Origin of the sequence: Brucella sp. NBRC 12950 (assembly GCF_030268145.1) — a bacterium.
Classification (GTDB): Bacteria; Pseudomonadota; Alphaproteobacteria; order Rhizobiales; family Rhizobiaceae; genus Brucella.
On the sequence record NZ_BSQC01000005.1, the window covers coordinates 313,732 to 331,346 of the forward strand.

Below are 17,615 nucleotides of genomic sequence, written 5' to 3' on the forward strand. Positions count from 1 at the left end.
AGAGGATGGACCAATGCCTAAAAATGAACTGCAACCACGACAAGACAAGCTCATTGACCAGTACCGCGAAATCGGACCGGCTGTGCTGGTTGCAGCGTTGATGAGCAAGACCAATCGCGAAAGCAAAGGTCGCAACGACAATACGCGCCGCTCAATTCTGGCAGTCAAAAAGACAGGCTGATCCGCTTCATCGCGTCGTCAGCGTCCGGCTCGTCAGAACATGGAAAGCTGACCGTCGGGCTCATCACCCGGCCCAGGCTTTTTCTTTCTTTTGCCCTGATCCAGTGATGGCGCCACAAGATTTTCCTCTACTCTCGCCTGAACGTCAGGCGAGGTATTGGCAACTTTGTTGACCTTGTCCGACACCGGAATGGCTTCAAAAAAGTCATCCTGAACTGGCCGCATGATGTCGGCCACCTCTCGCGGAAGCAGGGTCTTGCAGTTAAGCCAGCGGGCATAATCCTCTGGCTTCACCACCACCGGCATACGCTCGTGGATGGGACGGAGAAATCCGTTTGCACTTGTGGTCAGAATACCCGCTGTATCGATTTGCGAGCCGTCAGCGCTGCTCCATGTTTCAACGAGCGCACCAAAAGCCACAATACCGCCGTTGCGCGGCCTGATCCAATAAGCCTGCGCTTTGTTCTTTCCTTCGCGCCGCCATTCGTAAAAGCCGGAAGCGGGAATCAGCGCGCGCCGATGATTGAGTGCCGCACGGAAAGAATTCTTCTCGGCTGCCGTTTCAGAACGAATGTTGAAGACAAGATTCCAGTCGTTGGGATCCTTGACCCATGACGGCACAAACCCCCAGCGCACCAACATGCCGATACGGTCGGGCCTGTTGCTTCCCGGCGGCGGTGTTTCGCCTGCCAGAATAGAGAGTATCGGCTGCGTTGGTGCGATATTGTAGCGCGGAGGAAAATCCTCCTCGATCATTGCACCAAGCAGGGCTTCAACTTCTTCACGGCTAGCAGTCAGAGAAAAACGTCCACACATAGCGGCCATGTTCAGACTTTTGAGTTAATCGTCAAGCGGGCTTTGCTGTTGCCAAAAGCGGTTTGCCGCATCATAGCTGGTTCATGGTTACAGTTCCCGCCATCCCTGCCCCCGTTCAGATACACGGCGTTTCTCTCATATGTCGCCGTGATGGCCGCTTTTTGCTGGTCGAACGCGGCAAGGAACCATGGAAAGGCTGGCTGGCTTTTCCGGGTGGCAGTATCGAAGCTGGGGAAACGCCGGAAGAAGCTGCCATTCGAGAACTGAAAGAAGAAACTGCACTGGATGCGGGCTCTCTCCGCCATGTTATCACAGTTGATCTGGCACTCGAAGGCAAGGCCTATTCAAAGAGCTACTTCCTGTCAGTCTATCGTGCGTTTGAGATTTCAGGCGAGGAACAGGCCGGTGACGATGCAGCCGCAATACACTGGCTCAGCATCGAAGAAATGACCCATGCCAATGTGACGGATAGTACGCTGGATGTGGCGCGCTCTGTCGCTGAAATTGAGGATGCTTCAGGCGCGCATTCCGTATCGCCTTGAAGTGGCCCCGTTTCTCATTCAGGAATTTCTTTCTTCAGAGGGGCGTATATTGCAGGAAAAACGGCTTTCCATATTGGTGATAGCATTCTGGCTGGGCATTCTGTCCCCGGCCCTTTCTGCCCAGGATGCTCCTTATGAGGGCAAAATGCTCAGAATTGCGGAAGTGCTTGGCTCGCTTCACTATCTGCGCAACCTTTGCGGAGAAACCAGCAACGAATGGCGCGAGCGCATGGATGCCATAATTGCTGCCGAAAAGCCCGATGAAGCCGAGCGAGTGCGTCTTGTTTCAAGCTTCAACCATGGATACCGCGTTTTCAGCGACAATTATGTTCGTTGCACACCCTCGGCTCTTGCGGCGATTGATCGCTACATGAAGGAAGGAGAAAGCTTGTCGAACGAGCTTATCTCGCGCTATGGGAATTAACCAATTATTCAGTCTTGTGCGGATGGGCAGAAATTGCCTCATTCAAATCCGCTTTAATCTGTTAACACTGTCTTAAACGTGACAGTCAGGCTGCAGGTGATTGTGCTCCCAATGGTGAGAAATCAGCTGATACAGCAAGAAGGGCGCAAGCCGGGATGAAGTCTATGGAATATATGCCAGCAGATCTGGACGAGATGATCGCCCGCGAAAAGAAGCTTGTTGCGATTGAATACCAGAATGAAGCCTGGGCAGACGGCATTTCCGAAGGAATTGAGCCAGAAATTCTGGCGGAAGCTGCTTTCACTACAGCCCTTACAGAACTTATGCGTTCAACAGGCGAAGACAGCGCACTCGAACTTATCGAGAAAATGCGCGAACAGATTATTGCAGGCACCTTCCTGCAGGATCGTGTTCTTCAGTAGGCAGAGTTATCTGTCGCAAATGCCCGCATACGACTAGGCGGTGTATCGTATATCCGCTCCCACACTCTGCGGAACTGTCTTGCTGACGCGAACCCTGCTCGCTCAGCAATATTCTCCATATCGAGAGCCGAATTCAGCAGCATTTCGCGAGCAAGGCTTATTTTCAGCCGATTGGCATAATCAATCACGCTCATGCCTGCATGTTCATTGAACAGGCGTGAAAGATTGCGCGGGCTTGCCCCGCTGACGTCAGCGAGTTTCTCGACAGACCAGTTTTCAGCCGGATTTGCAGCCACAGCATCCTGCGCACGATGCACCACAGGATGCATGTGATTGCGGCCTTCAAGCCATGGCGAAAGCTGCGGATCGCCACCGCTGCGACGCAGATAAACCACAAGATAACGCGCCACTGATAGAGCCAGTGCATGCCCTGCCATCTCGGCCAGAATATGCAGCATTAGATCAATACCGGCAGTAATGCCCGCACTGGTCAGCCTGTCGCGATCCTCCACAAACAAACGGTTTTGCAGAACATGCGCGGTCGGCGCAAGTCGATGCAGCTCATCAATCGCCATATGATGCGTGGTGCAGTCATACCCTTCAAGCAAACCCGCGCGTGCTGCTAGGAGTGCACCAGAGCAGATTGAAACCAATTTGATACCCGGACGGATCCTACGACGCATCCAGCTCACGATTTGCGTTTCAAGCGCTGCATCTTCGTCGCGATTAACGACAGCAGTCCCAAGCGGAATGTCAGCTGAGCCGGATATCACCACAAGCGCATCATCTGGCAGGTGATCGGGTAGAGGCTCAATATTTGCAAGCGTGAGGCCGATGGAGCTGAGCGTCGTTTCGGAAGGCCCGATAAACGTCACTTCAAACTGCACCCTGTTTTGCTCCAGATTAGCCTTGCGCAAAACCTCCATCGGCCCCGCCACGTCAAGCAAAAGCGTGCGCGGCGGGACGACGACAAAGACCCGGACAGTTTTATGGCTGTCGGCGGTTTGGATCATGCAGCTCTCCGTTCTGCGCTGCCTGCAAGAGCCTGTTCCACCGTTGCTATCCTTGCAAAGCGATCCGCAAGTACCAGCTCGGTGCGCGCGCGAATTTCCGCAGCACTCCACACATGACCACTTACGTCAGTCATGGGGAAGTCAGCGTGGCTTCGCCGACATAATCGACATTGAAGCCAAGGTCAGACGCATGACGTGTGGTGGTCTCGCAGCACTGCTCGGTGCGGATACCTGAAACGATAACCCGTTTGATGTTGTTAGAAATCAGCCAGACATCGAGACCTGAGCCCACCAGTGCGCTATGGCGACGCTTACGGAAAACGGCATCCGGCTCGATCCTGATCGGTGCAAGCGCCTTCACAAGACCTGATGCCTCCGAAAACGGTCCCTCATTCTCAACATGAAAAATTTGCACGACCGGAACGCCTTTGTGCTTGGCACCGTCAATCAAAGCCTGCTGCCGCTCAATGTAAGCGGCAACCTCTTCTTCTCGATAGTAAGGTCGATGCCGAAAAGATTCCTGAACATCGATAACCAGCAAGGCCGTGTCATGGGCGGACATTTTGTGCTCCTTGTAAATTTATACAAGAACACAATACTCCCGACAATCCAGGCCGAAAGATTAACTTCGGACAAAGATGGGACAGATCGCGCCAATCGTTGAGCCATTAGTGGCGAGGCAAAGCTTCCAAAAACTCGACTGGCTCGCCCTTATTCGGATTGACGATTTCCGCTTCCCACATGACTTTGATACCGCGCACGAAAGTACCAACCGGCCAGCCAGTGACAGTCTTGCCATGATAAGGCGTCCAGCCAGCCTTTGAGCCAGCCTGTTCATGCGTGATGGTTTCGCGGCGTTTCATATCGACGATGGTGAGATCGGCATCATAGCCAACAGCAATGCGACCTTTGCGAGCCATACCGAAAATGCGGTTGGGGCCGTGGCTCGACAGATCGACAAAGCGCTCCAGCGAAAGCTTACCCGCATTGACGTGATCGAGCATGATTGGCACCAGCGTCTGAACGCCGGTCATTCCAGACGGCGAAGCCGGGTAAGACTTCTGCTTTTCGTCCAGCGTATGTGGTGCATGGTCGGAGCCGAGTACATCGATAATGCCCTGATCAACGCCCTTCCAAACACCATCGCGATGGCGCTTTTCACGCACCGGTGGGTTCATCTGGATAAGATTGCCAAGCGTCGCATATTCATCCGCCGACAACGTAAGGTGATGCGGAGTGGCTTCACAGGTTGCCACATCCTTGTGTCCTTGAAGGAAATCGATTTCTTCGGCTGTAGAGATATGCAGGACGTGAATACGTGCGCCGGTTTCGCGGGCGATACCGACAAGGCGTTCGGTGCATTGCAGTGCAGTGGTAACATCGCGCCAGACGGGATGGCTCGATGGATCGCCTTCAACACGGAGATTTTCGCGCTCCTTAAGGCGGAATTCGTCTTCCGAATGGAAGGCGGCGCGGCGACGCGTATTTTTCAGGATCGAACGGACGCCTTCATCGTCCTCAACCAGCAGATTGCCTGTCGAAGATCCCATGAACACCTTGATGCCAGCCGCACCTGGCAGGCGCTCAAGCTCGGCAACGTCTTTTGCATTGTCCCGCGTTCCGCCGACCCAGAAGGCAAAATCGCAATGCATACGATGACGGCCACGGCGAATCTTGTCTTCAAGCGTTTCAGCGGAAGTCGTCAGTGGTTTGGTGTTCGGCATTTCGAAAACCGATGTCACACCACCCAGAACCGCAGCAAGCGAACCTGTTTCCAGATCTTCCTTGTGCTCCAGCCCCGGCTCACGAAAATGCACCTGACTGTCAACAACGCCGGGCAAAATATGCAGACCGGTGCAATCGATGACTTCGCCAGCAGAACCTGCTGCAAGCGAGCCAATCGCCTCTATGCGCCCGTTACGAATACCAATGTCCCGCTGACCTATACCGTCGTGATTGACGATGGTTGCACCTTTCAGGATTGTGTCGAACGTTTGGGCCATTGTTGTCTCCTGCTGGCTGAATGGGACTTGCGAGCCTTTTCAATGCGGCTTACGTAACGATGGTTATAAAGGCAAGGAAGAAGCGATGGCGACGGTAGCGGAAACGATCAATCTTTCCAACAGAGCACTGGTTCACATTACAGGCGAAGACGCGGAAAAATTCGTGCAGGCCGTGATCACAACCAATCTCGACAAGCTTGGCGCCGATGAGCTGAAACCCGGTGCGCTGTTGGCACCGCAGGGCAAGGTCATGTTCGACTTCCTTGTGTCGCGCATTGAAGACGGGCTGCGATTCGACATGCCTGCTGGCATTGCAGCTAATTTTGCTAAGCGGATGACCCTCTATCGTCTGCGCGCTAAAGCAGAAATTACCCAATTGCCAGAATCACTTGTGAGCGTTTGCTGGCAGAACGATTCCGCTTCCTCAGAAAGCGTTTCAATTAAGCGCGATACCCGGTTCCCTGAAGAACTGGATGTTATTCGCACTTACGGACAGGCCGGTGAGATCAGCGATGAAAGTGCATGGACAGCTCTTCGCGCTGAATATGGCATCGCCGAAGGTGAAGCCGACTTCGCCTATAATGATGTGTTTCCTCACGACATTAATTTCGATCAGACTGGCGGCGTGACTTTCCCGAAAGGTTGCTTCATCGGGCAGGAAGTCGTCTCGCGTATGCATCACCGCGGCACGCCGCGTCGACGCGTCCTCGTGGCAAAATCTGATGCGCCCCTGCCCGCAATGGGTACGTCGGTTACGGTCGGTGGGCGCGATATCGGAGCCCTTGGCAGTTCGTCCGGCAAACTCGGTCTGGCGCTTGTGCGCATTGACCGAGTGAAGGATGCGCTTGATTCCGGCACGCCGATTCTGGCTGGTGGGGCCGAAATTACGCTCGCCCTTCCCCCGCATGTACGCTTCACATTTCAAACTGCCGACGCGGACAAAGCCTGATGGCAGCCGCTGACCGGTCATCGGGCAAAGATCGCGCCTGGCAGCGCATGTTGTCAGGCCGCAGACTGGATCTTCTTGATCCGTCGCCCCTTGATGTAGAGATTGAAGACATCGCGCATGGTCTTGCGCGTGTCGCCCGCTGGAATGGGCAGACTGTCGGCGAACACGCCTATTCGGTTGCCCAGCACTCGCTGCTGGTTGAACAGATTTTCAACCGGCTTGTGCCTGATGCGAGCATCGAATGGCAAATGTTGACGCTCCTGCACGATGCGCCTGAATATGTCATTGGCGACATGATTTCGCCCTTCAAAGCTGTGATGGGCGGGAATTACAAACTGATCGAAGCACGTCTTGAGAGTGCAGTTCACGTTCGGTTTTCGCTGCCAGCTTCCATTTCCGTGTCTCTAAAAAAACTGATCAAGCGTGCCGATCAGGTCGCAGCTTTTTTTGAGGCAACACGACTTGCCGGTTTCAGCGAAACAGAAGCGACCAAATATTTTGGCCGTCCGCGCAGTTTCGATCCGTCAGGGCTAGACCTGACGCCCCGTCCGACACAAAGCGTTCAAAATGATTTTCTGGCGCGCTTTGCAACATTGGAACAGGCGCGAAAGAAATAAGCCATGACGTATATTGTGGTCAGCCCGCTTTCGAGGCTTGAAGCCCAAATAGCTCTGCATCGCCCAAGTCATATCTTGTCATTGAGCAGCAGCGATCTTCCATCGATGCCGAGCACCGTCACGCGGCTTAACCTTACTTTCAACGATATCGTTGAGCCGCGCGAAGGGCTGGTCATGCCTGACGATAGTCATATTCACCAGATACTGGCCTTCGCAAGCGATTGGGGTCGCTCCAAGCCAATGCTCATTCACTGCTATGCGGGTGTATCACGCTCTACCGCAAGCGCTTACATTATAGCACTTGCGCTCAATCCGGCACTGGATGAAGTAGCTCTCGCGCAAAAGCTGCGACAGCTTTCGCCATCAGCAACCCCGAATATCCGACTTATCGCACTTGCTGATCAGATATTGGCGAGAAATGGCCGCATGATTGAAGCGATCAAGGCAATCGGGCGCGGAAAAGATACTTTTGAGGGCGAAGTCTTTAGCTTACCTGTTGCAGGTTGATGCTTCGCGATACCGCATTCAGAAAGCCCCCGCGTGCATCGGGAGGCGTTTGCGCGCGCGGTTCCCACACATGTCGCAAAAAGAAGAAGCCCGTCATTCTGAATGCATCATTGAGGTCGTCATAGCAGGACGGACGCACTGATGTGCTGTTGACGAATGCAGGCAACGGCAACATTTTATCGGCCCAGGGAGCGCCGGCATCGCCGCAGACCGCACGTCCTGACTTGGGCGATACATAGATCAGGTTTTCACGGACACCTGTTGCGGCACATTCTTTCAGGTCCAGGCCAAAGCCGAGTTCTTCAAGCATCATCACTTCAAACCGAAGCAATAGTTCACCTGAGGCGAGCGGATCGTCAAAATGCTCGATAATGAGGCGGAGCGTTTCGTATAAGCCACGATGGGAATCACGCTCTGGCAATAAGCGCAGATGGGCGGCAGCAAGCTGAATACCGTAAAGTGCCACGGGCGTTTCAATGAGCCGCGCCGCCGCAAAGCCAAGCGGCTCAATGGTAAAGCTGCCCATATGCTCATCAAGCCTTGCCCACCATGATAGATCGACATGATTGCCCGGCTGAAGGAGAGGCTGCATGCGGCGGGAGCGCCCGCCGCGTACCATGCCCATATGACGCCCATGTTCACGGGTCATCACTTCGACAATGGCGCTTGTTTCGCCATGTCGTCGTGTGCCGAGAACTATGCCTTCATCGCGCCATTCCATGGAGCAGCCAGATATACCTTAAGTCGGGAAGTCCAGACCCATTTCACGATAACGCTCAGGATCGTTGCCCCAGTTTTCGCGAACTTTTACAAACAGAAAGAGATGCGCGTTCTGTTCAAGAATTTCGCTGATCTCTTTACGCGCAGCCTGACCGATAGCCTTGATCGTTTCGCCCTTATGACCAAGTACGATCTTCTTCTGGCTTTCGCGCTCGACATAAATGACCTGCTCGATACGTACCGAGCCGTCCTTACGCTCTTCCCAGCGCTCGGTTTCTACCGTCGAGGAATAAGGCAGTTCTTCATGCAGGCGCAGATAAAGCTTTTCACGGGTGATTTCCGCTGCAAGCTGCCGCATCGGCATGTCGGAAATCTGATCTTCCGGATAATACCAAGGGCCATTTGGAACGGTTTCCGCCAGGAACTTTGCGAGATCCTTACAGCCCGAACCGTTCAGCGCAGAGATCATGAAAGTCTTATCAAAGGTGACAAGCTCATTGGCCTTCTTTGCCAGATCCAGCAGAACCGGGGGATCAACGCGATCAACTTTGTTGAGCACCAGCACCTTCTTCTGGCGCACGTTTTTCATGCTTTCCAGAAGCGCTTCTGCATTCTCGTTGAGACCACCCTGTGCATCCAGCAGAACGAGGATGATGTCGGCATCTTTCGCGCCGCCCCATGCGGTCGTGACCATCGCACGGTCCAGCCTGCGCTTTGGACGGAAAATACCGGGTGTATCGACAAGTACGATCTGCGCATTGTTCTCGATGAAGATACCACGAACCAGCGCGCGCGTGGTCTGTACCTTATGCGTGACGATTGAAACCTTGGTTCCCACCAACTGGTTAACCAGCGTGGACTTTCCGGCGTTTGGCGCCCCAATCAGCGCTACAAAGCCAGAACGTGTCTGCCCGGTTTCAATTTCGCCGGAAGTCGGCGTCGTCGGATTATTCATTGCTTATCCTTTTAGGAGCAACCCATTTCACAAGAAGTGGGAAGCACTCCAATTTTGTTTTGCGCAATTCCCGACGCGGTCCCGTCCCCACTTTCGCTGGAATTGCTCGATTTCAAATTGATGGCAGAGATTGGCTCCTCGCCCAAAACCAATCTGCCCCATGCGACAAGCCCACCACTGTCGCTGTTGATCCGATTATAGCCGAATTTCGCTTAAAAGAATGCAGATTTCCGCATTAGCCGGAAGTGTCGCGTTTCCAGACAGATTCCCTATAAAGCATCGCTTCTGCAGCGCTTTGCTCAGCAATCCGCTTGGATCTACCTTCACCCGTTTCGGGTGCAAATCCTTTCACTGTCACTTCAACGGTGAAAAGCGGGTCGTGGTCCGGCCCACTGCGGCTCAAAATGCTGTAAGATGGATGTACATTGCCTTGCTGATGCGCCCATTCCTGCAACTCAGTCTTGGCATCACGGCGAGCTGCTCCGGTCTCAAGCGAACGCTCCTGCCAGTAGCGCTTTATGAAGCCGCGCGCAGCCTCCAGCCCACCATCAAGATACATCGTGGCGATCAGCGCTTCGACAACATCCGCTCGCACATTCAACAAGCGCTTATCATTGAGCGATTTAATGTCGGAACCTGTGTGGATGAGATCGGCAAGCCCGATTTCGTCCGCAATCGCGGCACAGGTTTCCGCATTGACCAGCGCATTGAGGCGCACCGACAATTCGCCTTCTGGAGCCTCTGGAAATGCTTCAAAAAGCATTTCGGCTACCACGAGACCAAGCACGCGGTCGCCAAGAAACTCAAGGCGTTCATAATTGGCGCGGGATGGTGCCTGGACACTTGAATGGGTGAGCGCACGTTCAAGCCGTTTCAGATTTTGAAAACGGTATCCTGTGCGCGCCTCCAGAATTTCTGCTGCTTTATTCGCGGAGACCATTTTAGTTTCCGGTTACAGCTGTATGCGGCTCGCCACTTACCCATGAAATAAGTCGGCTGAAACGAACATCAGACGGCCATTTCCAGATTTCAAGCGGGCTTGACTTATCGGCGATTGAGAAAAAGATGATGTTTGCACGACCGACAAGGTTTTCAAAAGGCACATAGCCGACGCCAAAGCGGCTATCGAGCGAGTTATCGCGGTTGTCACCCATCATGAAATAATGGCCAGCTGGCACCTCAAATACGCGCGTATCGTCGCCAATGGAATTTGGCGCCAGATCAAGCGTGTCGTAGGTCACACCATTTGGCAGCGTTTCGCGATAGACTTCAACCGGGCGATTGACCTCCGTCACGTCGGGATTATCGATGGTGCCAACGCGTTCGCGCTTTACCGCAACATCGTTGATGTAAAGCACACCACCTCGCATCTGCACACGATCACCTGGCAGACCGATCACACGTTTGATGTAATCGACATTCGTATCACTTGGCAGCTTGAAGACGACAACGTCACCACGTTTTGGCTCAGCGGCCCATATACGACCTGAGAAAAGGTCGAGACCAAAAGGTAGCGAATAGCGCGAATAACCGTAGGCATATTTCGACACAAACAGATAATCGCCTTCCAGCAAAGTGGGGCGCATGGAGCCAGATGGAATACTGAATGGTTGGAAAAGCAGGCTACGGATAACCAGCGCCAGCAACAGTGCTTGCACGATAACGCTGATGGTTTCGCCAAAGCCACCCGATTTTTTAGTCTCACTTTTGCTGGACACGCTCATTGTATCTCCGCTTGCCGATGTGCGATCTAATAACGGCTTAGATTGCCCGAGGCAATCCAATCACCGGTTTCTCGCACGATTATGAGCAGGAGTTTACCTGTCACAATCGCAATTGTTTTGTTCATATCCTTGTCGGGGAACCAGTTTTCACCATTTCCGCAACATCAATTATTCCGTTAAAGAAAGAGCTTCGATAATGACGAAGGCCTGAGCGAGAGGAAAATCATCTGTAATTGTCAGATGTATGGCAGCACGCGTGCCTTGTGGCAGCATACGTTTCAATTGTTCTGCTGCTCCGCCCGTAAGCTTCATCGTCGGCTTGCCCGAAGGCGTATTGACGACACCCATGTCCCGCCAGAACACACCATTCGAAAGCCCGGTACCAAGAGCCTTTGAACAGGCTTCCTTTGCAGCGAAACGCTTTGCATAAGAGGCTGCACGCTGTTTACGACCGTCGGATTTTGCCTGTTCAATCTCAGTAAATACTCGTTGGGTGAAGCGATCGCCGTGCTTTTCAAGTGTTTTCTCTATACGGCGTATATCAATCAGATCGCTGCCAATGCCAATGATCATATGTTTTTCGGCTCCCGCGACCGATAGAGACTGTGCTTCTCAGCAAGGCGCTCGAGCCGGCGCCGACGAAAGGCAGTTACCGCAAAGCGTGTGACGAAATAGGCGACTACCGCAAAAGCCGCACCGAGAATCGTCGATCCAAACAACATAGGCTTAAGCAGAGGCGTCCAGACTTCACCAAATTTCATCGTCTGAAGCGCATGTCCCAGGTGTAAAGGCGGCGCGCTTTCCAGGTCTCCGCTTATGACAAAGCGGCCCAGCTCATAGGTGCTTCCCCAGATGAACGGTAGCGTCAACGGATTGGCAAGCGTAGTGCCAAGAGCTGCAGCGCCAATATTACCAGCCAGAAAATAGGCCAGAACGATTGCGATAATCAGGTGAAATCCGAAAAACGGTGTGAAAGCTGAAAAAACGCCAACGGCCAAGCCTGCAGCGACCGCATGCGGAGAGGCGGTGATGCGCAGCACTCGCTTGCCGCCATATTTGAATGAGCGAGCAAAGGAACGGCGCGGCCAGACGAGCAGCCTCAGGCGCTCTTTTCGGCTCGGCGGATTTCGACGTTGGAACAACATGGGCTTCTAATACTGCTCTCTGCTCACCGAGACAATTGTTATTATTGAGCTACCAATCCGGATAACAGTTTCTCGTGGCCCTCGATGTGGGCTGTCTGCATACGAGGTAAATAGAACTTCGGAGATACACCCAGCATACGGCGAAACATTGTCGTGAAGGCGGAAACGCTATCGTAGCCCAAATCAAGCGCCACGCTTGTAACCGCTTCACCTTCGGTAAGGCGTGGGACAGCGGCAAAAAGGCAAGCCTGCTGCCGCCAGACAGATAAGCTCACACCAGTTTCTCGCTGAAAATGACGGGTAAATGAGCGTCTACTCATCGCCATACGGTCAGCCCATTCGTCAATTGTTGCGCGAGCCGAGGGCTTCGTCACGAACTCCCGACACAGCTTTTGCAAGCGTATGTCTGCCGGAAATGGCAAACCAAGTGGCCTTTGCGGCAAGGTGTGAAGGTCTTTCAGAATGAGATCGATTACCAAAGCATCGCGGCTTCCCGGTTCGGGAATGCTATCGACAGAGGTTGCATCGATAATCAGGCAGCGCATCAGGTCGGTCAGCCCCACCACATGCAGATAGTCCGGCACACCGGAAATTGCATCAAGAGCGATATAGATGGAGCGCATGAACACATCGCCAACGATTTCGACGGAATGTTTGACACCAGCAGGAATCCACATCGCGTGATCACCGGGGATCATCCAGCGTCCTGCATCGGTTGTAACCAGCACCACCCCCTGTGACGCGCATAAAAGCTGCGCACGGCTATGACTATGACGAGGAACAAAATAGCCATCAGGATATTTTGTTGGAAGTGCAATTACTGGTCCGCCCATGTTTTCCAACATGGCGATCCGTTGTTCGTGGAACTTTTGCAGGTCCTCACTGCCCGGTAATAAAAGCCCCGGTGGCGATTTTGGCTTCATTGGCTTTGGCCCAGTCTCGAAGGTAATGGACCAAATCACGAAAGCAGGCGCGAAACAATATGATTATGAAATGGTCAGGTTAGAAATATTCGTAAACGTACGAATTGGGTTTCCGAACCGACCTCACCACTTTGCGGGAAAATCCCGTTCCAAATTACCTTCGGAGTAGGACTATGAGCATGAGTGCTGCCGAGCAGCCAACAAGCAATAGCGCGAACAATACGGTTCTCGCCATTATTCTGGCCACGAGTATGGGCCACTTCCTGAACGACATGATGCAGTCGCTCCTTCCGGCCATCTATCCGATGCTAAAGGACAACTACAGCCTGTCTTTCTGGCAGATCGGCTTGCTAACCTTCACATTTCAGGTAACGGCTTCGATCCTACAGCCGATTGTCGGCATCTATACCGACCGTCGTCCGATGCCTTACTCCCTACCCTTCGGTATGGGTTGCACGCTGATCGGCCTGATCCTGCTTGCAACGGCTCATCATTATTCGGTCCTGCTTTTGGGTGCGGCCTTCATCGGCTTCGGTTCTTCGGTATTCCATCCGGAAGCTGCGCGCGTTGCACGTCTTGCATCGGGTGGCCGCCACGGCTTTGCACAGTCGCTGTTTCAGGTAGGCGGTAATTTCGGCTCATCGATTGGACCGCTGCTTGCAGCTTTCATTGTGCTGCCGTTCGGTCAAGCCAGCGTGTCGTGGTTCTCTATCGCAGCCCTGATCGGCATGGCTCTGCTGTGGTATGTTGGCAATTGGTACAACCAGCATAATCTTGCCAATAAGAGCAAGCCAAAGCCGGACAAGACCCTGCCGCTGCCACGTAAGAAGGTTATTGCGTCGATCTCCGTGCTCGCCATGCTGATCTTCACCAAATACGTCTATATGGCCAGCCTTACGAGCTACTACACCTTCTATACGATCAGCCATTTCGGCGTGACCGTACAGGCATCGCAGTTGCTGCTGTTCGTGTTCCTCGGTGCAGTTGCAGCAGGTACGATCGTCGGAGGCCCTATCGGCGACAAGATCGGCACGCGCACTGTGATCTGGGTATCGATCCTCGGTATCGTTCCATTCACACTCGCCTTGCCTTATGCAAACCTTGAAGTAACAGCTGTTCTCACCGTGATCATCGGTTTCGTGCTGGCATCTGCCTTCCCTGCCATCATCGTGTTCGCACAAGAACTGCTTCCGGGACGTGTGGGCATGGTTTCAGGCCTGTTCTTCGGCCTCGCATTCGGCATTGCGGGCATTGCAGCAGCAGCGCTCGGTATCGTCGCCGACCGCACAAGCATCGAGTTCGTCTATCAGATCTGCTCGTATCTTCCGCTTCTCGGCCTGTTGACGATCTTCCTGCCAAAGATGGAAAAGGCACGATAAGCCCAACCAGCTTATGGTTTGAAAATAGTGGGGCACCGTTCATCCCCCAACGAACGGTGCCCCTAATGCCACTGACCTTTTGACGGCCCGGTGCAGCGGCAGCTCTAAAATAGAGTGAAAACCACCCTACTTCTTTGCTCTGGCGCACATTGCGAATGATATTTCAGCAATGCGCAAATTGTAGCTCTGGCTACACGGCGAAACTGAAGCCGTGCATACTTTCCCTGCGAAACTCGTCGAATGTTGCCGCCACCAAGCGGATGAGTGGCTTGCCATCTTCAGTCGCAGTAATTATCCCATTATCCACCTCGACCAGCCCATCAGCGACCAGCGGACGAAGCAGCGCCATCTCATCGGAAAATTCCATATCCGGCGCGGCATGGTTCAGATCGACACGGAAGTTGCACATGAGGGCAGTAATGATCCCTGCCCGTACGCGATCCGTATCGCGCATTGTATAACCACGCACGGTTGCAAGATCGCCCGCTACTGCCCGCTTGCTGTATTGTCCAACATCGGAAATATTCTGCGCGTATCCACCCGGATATTGTGAAATCGATGACGGCCCAAAGCCGATCAGTGTATGGCAGCGATCCGTCGTGTAGCCCTGGAAGTTACGATGCAGTGCACCTTCACGCGCAGCAATAGCGAGTGCGTCGTCAGGTAGAGCGAAATGATCGATACCTACAGGCTGATAGCCGAAGCCGATGAAACTATCGGCAACTGTGCTTGCCTGCGCAAAACGCTCGTCGGCATCCGGAAGGCTGTCCTCGTCGATCAACCGCTGATTGGCCCGACGCTGAGGCAGGTGTGCATAACCGAAGCAGGCAACGCGATCAGGTTTGAGCTCAGCGACCCGCTTGCAGGTCTCACGCAGCGTCTCAATCGTTTGCAGCGGCAGACCATAGATAAGGTCAAAATTTAGCTTATCTATGCCGACTTCTCGCAGCAGAGTTGCCGCACGAATAACCGTTTCAACCGGCTGAACGCGACCAATTGCTTTCTGCACATCAGCATCCACATCCTGAACACCGAGGCTCGCACGGTTCACCCCCATCAACGACAAGGTCTTTGCCAGAATTGGATTGACCGTGCGTGGATCAAGCTCAATGGCGTGTTCCATGTCCGGATGAAAATCAAACGGCAGGCGAAGAGCCGCCATGATACGCTTGAACTGCGTGGCATGCAGAATAGAAGGGGTGCCCCCGCCCCAATGGAGATGCACGACTTGCGGACGAGCCGTCAGACTTGCACTTACAGTTTCAATCTCACTCAACAGAGCTATGACGAAATTCTCGATGACGTCTTCGCGGATCGCCATCTTCGAATGACAACCGCAATAGTGGCAGATCTCTTTGCAGTACGGCACATGGACATAAAGCGACACGCTTTCTTCTGGACCGATCTGACGCAACCAGCGCTTTGTGCTGTCAGGTGTGATAGGCGTGAAATCCACAGCAGTTGGGAACGATGTATAGCGGGGAACGGCAAGCGCCGCATATCGTCTTATCGCGGCTTCATGCATGATGGTTCCACTCCCCGCTCCTGACGATCCGGTGAGAGCCTCTCACCTTTACGCGCACTGGACGAAGACGGGCATTCTGCCGGGCAAGTCGGCATGAGGCGGCAAGGAAGCCCGCACACATGACAGCCGATATTGTAATTGCCAGCCACAACGACACCTGTTCACCTCGTTATGATCGAGCAGCACTGCAATGTGCTGCATCATCCTCTACTGTCAGGTGTAATGGTGGCTGAGGCAAAGTTCATTGATTTGAATCAACGAATTCAAAACAAAAATATTGGGATTGCTGTAAATGAAATTATGCGGCGTCAGGGTCCATTCCGGCAACCGCAGCAAGCGAGCGGCGAGACAATATCTCGACCGTGTTGGCGTCCAGTAACTGGATAAGCCCCTGGGTCTTGAGCTTTGTGAAGCTCCTGCTAACGGTTTCAATCGTCAGGCCAAGATAATCCGCGATGTCAGTGCGGTTCATCGACAGATGAACAAGATTAGGCTTTCCGCCACGCTTTTCCGTGCGTGCGCCTAAAACCAAAAGGAAGCTTGCTAGCTTTTCCACCGGTGCAAGACGCCCCAACACGAGCTGATTATCACGCGCGGTGCGCAATGCTTCGCGAGTCATTTGGTGGAGGCGTTCTTTCAGCCTTGGAAACCGCTCCATCAGACTGTCCATTTCCTTGGTGGAAAAGGCACAAAGCACGGACGGAACAACTGCTTCTGCCGATTGCGAGTAGACGTCATCGTCGGCCAAACCGAGATAGTCACCCGGAACAAGAAAGCCCGCAATCTGGCGGCGACCGTCCGGCAGCGATGTATAGATGCGCAACATACCCGATGTTAGGCTGAAAACGCGGCGCTTTGGATCGCCCTCTTCCACCAACATCTCGTTTGCATCGAGCTTCTTGGAGGTCATAATCGCTTCAAGCGCGCCAAGATCACCGTCATCAAGCGCAGAGCAAACCGCCATACGACGCACGTCGCAATCCACGCACACTCCACAGGGAGCACGATAAGGGGATTTTGAGTCGAATATAAGAGGCGCAACAGCCACGACAAATTCCTAGATAGGGGGATGGGCATGGGCGTGCCCTTCCCCCTAAATTAAGGGTACTAGATGAATACCGCAAAGCGCAATTTCGCCGCAGGGTGGAAACAGCCTTGAGCAAAATCAATAATATAGTCGAAATCGCTTAAATATTACGGCTTCCTGGCTTAATCGCTGGGATTGCAGCGAGTTCCGGCGGCAGGTTATCTGGGGAATAGGCTGGTACTTCGTATTCCGCGAGGGCAATCAACTTCGTTCCGACATCAGCCTTACCCGCTGAACGATCAACGATGCATGCAGCAGCAACCACTTCGATGCCAATATCCTTCATGCATTCGATAGTTTCGCGAATCGAAAGACCCGTCGTGACGATGTCTTCCACAATCACAACGCGCGCACCTTTTGGCACATCGAAACGGCGCAGGCGGAAAACGCCATTTTCACGCTCAACCCAAACCGATGGGACGCCAAGATGGCGCGAAGTTTCGTATGAAGGGATAAGACCACCGATTGCAGGGCCGACGACATAGTCAATCTTGCCGAGATCAGCGGCCTTGATCTTTTCTGCCAGCGCCTTGCAAAGCTTCTCGGTCTTATCCGCATGCATGAAAACGCGTGCTTTCTGCAGGAAGACCGGACTACGCAGACCGGAAGTGAGAATAAAGTGGCCTTCAAGGATCGCTCCCGCTTCGCGGAAGACGGCAAGCACATCTTCGGTTTTCATATTTG

At 53.4% G+C, this 17,615-nt stretch carries 21 protein-coding genes and 1 pseudogene; 8 read left to right on the forward strand and 14 right to left on the reverse strand.

Annotated elements, in window-relative coordinates; genetic code table 11:
* Positions 1-13: 13 nt before the first annotated feature.
* Positions 14-181: a hypothetical protein gene (locus QSJ70_RS11040; RefSeq protein ID WP_007874312.1), complete on the forward strand. Its 168-nt coding sequence runs from the start codon at positions 14-16 to the stop codon at positions 179-181.
* A 32-nt stretch (positions 182-213) separates the two neighbouring features.
* On the opposite strand, the gene QSJ70_RS11045 is transcribed toward QSJ70_RS11040, so the two are convergent.
* Positions 214-996 (reverse strand): SOS response-associated peptidase, encoded by a 783-nt coding sequence (locus QSJ70_RS11045; protein WP_285536454.1) that lies wholly within the window; start codon positions 994-996, stop codon positions 214-216.
* 83 nt (positions 997-1,079) lie between these two features.
* Here QSJ70_RS11045 and QSJ70_RS11050 point away from each other — a divergent pair, with 83 nt between their 5' ends.
* From QSJ70_RS11050 to QSJ70_RS11060, 3 genes are all read left to right on the forward strand, one after another.
* A complete protein-coding gene (locus QSJ70_RS11050; protein WP_285536354.1) occupies positions 1,080-1,538 on the forward strand; it encodes an NUDIX hydrolase in 459 nt (152 codons plus the stop codon).
* 46 nt (positions 1,539-1,584) lie between these two features.
* Positions 1,585-1,962, forward strand: a complete 378-nt coding sequence (locus tag QSJ70_RS11055; protein ID WP_079212554.1) for a TIGR02301 family protein — start codon at positions 1,585-1,587, stop codon at positions 1,960-1,962.
* A 164-nt stretch (positions 1,963-2,126) separates the two neighbouring features.
* Entirely contained in the window at positions 2,127-2,384 is a 258-nt protein-coding gene (locus tag QSJ70_RS11060) for a hypothetical protein (RefSeq protein WP_171379961.1), read from the forward strand.
* On the opposite strand, the gene QSJ70_RS11065 is transcribed toward QSJ70_RS11060, so the two are convergent.
* From QSJ70_RS11065 to QSJ70_RS11075, 3 genes and pseudogenes are all read right to left on the reverse strand, one after another.
* A complete protein-coding gene (locus QSJ70_RS11065) occupies positions 2,378-3,397 on the reverse strand; it encodes a GlxA family transcriptional regulator (protein ID WP_285536358.1) in 1,020 nt (339 codons plus the stop codon). The genes QSJ70_RS11060 and QSJ70_RS11065 overlap by 7 nt on opposite strands.
* Positions 3,394-3,959, reverse strand: a pseudogene (locus tag QSJ70_RS11070) (isochorismatase family protein). Before QSJ70_RS11070 ends, QSJ70_RS11065 begins: the two are co-directional and overlap by 4 nt.
* Before the next feature lie 106 nt (positions 3,960-4,065).
* Positions 4,066-5,400: a dihydroorotase gene (locus QSJ70_RS11075; RefSeq protein WP_200635341.1), complete on the reverse strand. Its 1,335-nt coding sequence runs from the start codon at positions 5,398-5,400 to the stop codon at positions 4,066-4,068.
* Between the two features lie 85 nt (positions 5,401-5,485).
* Between QSJ70_RS11075 and ygfZ the strand changes: the two genes are divergently transcribed.
* Genes ygfZ through QSJ70_RS11090 form a run of 3 tightly spaced genes read left to right on the forward strand, consistent with a single transcriptional unit; the run spans position 5,486 to position 7,473 of the window.
* Complete coding sequence (gene ygfZ / locus QSJ70_RS11080; protein WP_285536360.1) at positions 5,486-6,349, forward strand: CAF17-like 4Fe-4S cluster assembly/insertion protein YgfZ; 864 nt, start codon at positions 5,486-5,488, stop codon at positions 6,347-6,349.
* Positions 6,349-6,966: a YfbR-like 5'-deoxynucleotidase gene (locus QSJ70_RS11085; protein WP_007874295.1), complete on the forward strand. Its 618-nt coding sequence runs from the start codon at positions 6,349-6,351 to the stop codon at positions 6,964-6,966. Before ygfZ ends, QSJ70_RS11085 begins: the two co-directional genes overlap by 1 nt.
* Before the next feature lie 3 nt (positions 6,967-6,969).
* Positions 6,970-7,473, forward strand: coding sequence for a tyrosine phosphatase family protein (locus QSJ70_RS11090; protein WP_285536363.1), 504 nt, complete (start codon positions 6,970-6,972; stop codon positions 7,471-7,473).
* On the opposite strand, the gene recO is transcribed toward QSJ70_RS11090, so the two are convergent.
* From recO to QSJ70_RS11125, 7 genes are all read right to left on the reverse strand, one after another.
* Complete coding sequence (gene recO / locus QSJ70_RS11095; protein ID WP_064320384.1) at positions 7,451-8,194, reverse strand: DNA repair protein RecO; 744 nt, start codon at positions 8,192-8,194, stop codon at positions 7,451-7,453. The two genes, QSJ70_RS11090 and recO, sit on opposite strands and share 23 nt — an antisense overlap.
* A gap of 18 nt (positions 8,195-8,212) precedes the next feature.
* Positions 8,213-9,148: a GTPase Era gene (era, locus tag QSJ70_RS11100; protein ID WP_285536366.1), complete on the reverse strand. Its 936-nt coding sequence runs from the start codon at positions 9,146-9,148 to the stop codon at positions 8,213-8,215.
* 235 nt (positions 9,149-9,383) lie between these two features.
* On the reverse strand, positions 9,384-10,088 hold the full coding sequence (gene rnc, locus QSJ70_RS11105; protein WP_007874291.1) for a ribonuclease III: 705 nt from the start codon (positions 10,086-10,088) through the stop codon (positions 9,384-9,386).
* Position 10,089: 1 nt separating this feature from the next.
* A complete protein-coding gene (lepB, locus tag QSJ70_RS11110) occupies positions 10,090-10,872 on the reverse strand; it encodes a signal peptidase I (protein WP_007874290.1) in 783 nt (260 codons plus the stop codon).
* Between the two features lie 168 nt (positions 10,873-11,040).
* On the reverse strand, positions 11,041-11,445 hold the full coding sequence (gene acpS, locus QSJ70_RS11115) for a holo-ACP synthase (protein ID WP_285536368.1): 405 nt from the start codon (positions 11,443-11,445) through the stop codon (positions 11,041-11,043).
* Positions 11,442-12,017, reverse strand: a complete 576-nt coding sequence (gene bspA / locus QSJ70_RS11120; protein WP_285536369.1) for a type IV secretion system effector BspA — start codon at positions 12,015-12,017, stop codon at positions 11,442-11,444. The genes acpS and bspA overlap by 4 nt, the downstream gene beginning before the upstream one ends.
* A 41-nt stretch (positions 12,018-12,058) precedes the next feature.
* The gene (locus QSJ70_RS11125) at positions 12,059-12,940 is read right to left on the reverse strand and encodes an AraC family transcriptional regulator (RefSeq protein ID WP_039859613.1); all 882 of its coding nucleotides are present in this window, start codon (positions 12,938-12,940) and stop codon (positions 12,059-12,061) included.
* A gap of 173 nt (positions 12,941-13,113) precedes the next feature.
* Between QSJ70_RS11125 and QSJ70_RS11130 the strand changes: the two genes are divergently transcribed.
* On the forward strand, positions 13,114-14,319 hold the full coding sequence (locus QSJ70_RS11130) for an MFS transporter (RefSeq protein WP_285536372.1): 1,206 nt from the start codon (positions 13,114-13,116) through the stop codon (positions 14,317-14,319).
* 190 nt (positions 14,320-14,509) lie between these two features.
* Here QSJ70_RS11130 and hemN read toward each other — a convergent pair whose 3' ends face one another.
* The 3 genes from hemN to pyrE form a co-directional block, all read right to left on the reverse strand.
* Positions 14,510-15,844 carry an oxygen-independent coproporphyrinogen III oxidase gene (gene hemN / locus QSJ70_RS11135; RefSeq protein WP_285536375.1) on the reverse strand — a complete coding sequence of 445 codons (1,335 nt, stop codon included), beginning with the start codon at positions 15,842-15,844 and terminating at the stop codon, positions 14,510-14,512.
* A 298-nt stretch (positions 15,845-16,142) separates the two neighbouring features.
* Positions 16,143-16,808: a helix-turn-helix domain-containing protein gene (locus QSJ70_RS11140; RefSeq protein WP_153223320.1), complete on the reverse strand. Its 666-nt coding sequence runs from the start codon at positions 16,806-16,808 to the stop codon at positions 16,143-16,145.
* A gap of 223 nt (positions 16,809-17,031) precedes the next feature.
* Positions 17,032-17,610, reverse strand: a complete 579-nt coding sequence (gene pyrE / locus QSJ70_RS11145; protein ID WP_064320377.1) for an orotate phosphoribosyltransferase — start codon at positions 17,608-17,610, stop codon at positions 17,032-17,034.
* Positions 17,611-17,615 lie beyond the last annotated feature (5 nt).

Excerpts from the sequence above, each read along its gene's own strand:
- QSJ70_RS11050 (WP_285536354.1), top strand. The coding sequence starts at position 1,080 with ATGGTTACAGTTCCCGCCATCCCTGCCCCCGTTCAGATACACGGCGTT.
- QSJ70_RS11075 (WP_200635341.1), bottom strand. The coding sequence starts at position 5,400 with ATGGCCCAAACGTTCGACACAATCCTGAAAGGTGCAACCATCGTCAAT.
- acpS (WP_285536368.1), bottom strand. The coding sequence starts at position 11,445 with ATGATCATTGGCATTGGCAGCGATCTGATTGATATACGCCGTATAGAG.
- hemN (WP_285536375.1), bottom strand. The coding sequence starts at position 15,844 with ATGCATGAAGCCGCGATAAGACGATATGCGGCGCTTGCCGTTCCCCGC.
- QSJ70_RS11130 (WP_285536372.1), top strand. The coding sequence starts at position 13,114 with ATGAGCATGAGTGCTGCCGAGCAGCCAACAAGCAATAGCGCGAACAAT.
- rnc (WP_007874291.1), bottom strand. The coding sequence starts at position 10,088 with ATGGTCTCCGCGAATAAAGCAGCAGAAATTCTGGAGGCGCGCACAGGA.
- QSJ70_RS11090 (WP_285536363.1), top strand. The coding sequence starts at position 6,970 with ATGACGTATATTGTGGTCAGCCCGCTTTCGAGGCTTGAAGCCCAAATA.
- QSJ70_RS11125 (WP_039859613.1), bottom strand. The coding sequence starts at position 12,940 with ATGAAGCCAAAATCGCCACCGGGGCTTTTATTACCGGGCAGTGAGGAC.
- QSJ70_RS11140 (WP_153223320.1), bottom strand. The coding sequence starts at position 16,808 with ATGGCGGTTTGCTCTGCGCTTGATGACGGTGATCTTGGCGCGCTTGAA.
- lepB (WP_007874290.1), bottom strand. The coding sequence starts at position 10,872 with ATGAGCGTGTCCAGCAAAAGTGAGACTAAAAAATCGGGTGGCTTTGGC.
- era (WP_285536366.1), bottom strand. The coding sequence starts at position 9,148 with ATGAATAATCCGACGACGCCGACTTCCGGCGAAATTGAAACCGGGCAG.
- QSJ70_RS11060 (WP_171379961.1), top strand. The coding sequence starts at position 2,127 with ATGGAATATATGCCAGCAGATCTGGACGAGATGATCGCCCGCGAAAAG.
- QSJ70_RS11085 (WP_007874295.1), top strand. The coding sequence starts at position 6,349 with ATGGCAGCCGCTGACCGGTCATCGGGCAAAGATCGCGCCTGGCAGCGC.
- QSJ70_RS11065 (WP_285536358.1), bottom strand. The coding sequence starts at position 3,397 with ATGATCCAAACCGCCGACAGCCATAAAACTGTCCGGGTCTTTGTCGTC.
- pyrE (WP_064320377.1), bottom strand. The coding sequence starts at position 17,610 with ATGAAAACCGAAGATGTGCTTGCCGTCTTCCGCGAAGCGGGAGCGATC.
- bspA (WP_285536369.1), bottom strand. The coding sequence starts at position 12,017 with ATGTTGTTCCAACGTCGAAATCCGCCGAGCCGAAAAGAGCGCCTGAGG.
- QSJ70_RS11040 (WP_007874312.1), top strand. The coding sequence starts at position 14 with ATGCCTAAAAATGAACTGCAACCACGACAAGACAAGCTCATTGACCAG.
- QSJ70_RS11045 (WP_285536454.1), bottom strand. The coding sequence starts at position 996 with ATGTGTGGACGTTTTTCTCTGACTGCTAGCCGTGAAGAAGTTGAAGCC.
- recO (WP_064320384.1), bottom strand. The coding sequence starts at position 8,194 with ATGGAATGGCGCGATGAAGGCATAGTTCTCGGCACACGACGACATGGC.
- ygfZ (WP_285536360.1), top strand. The coding sequence starts at position 5,486 with ATGGCGACGGTAGCGGAAACGATCAATCTTTCCAACAGAGCACTGGTT.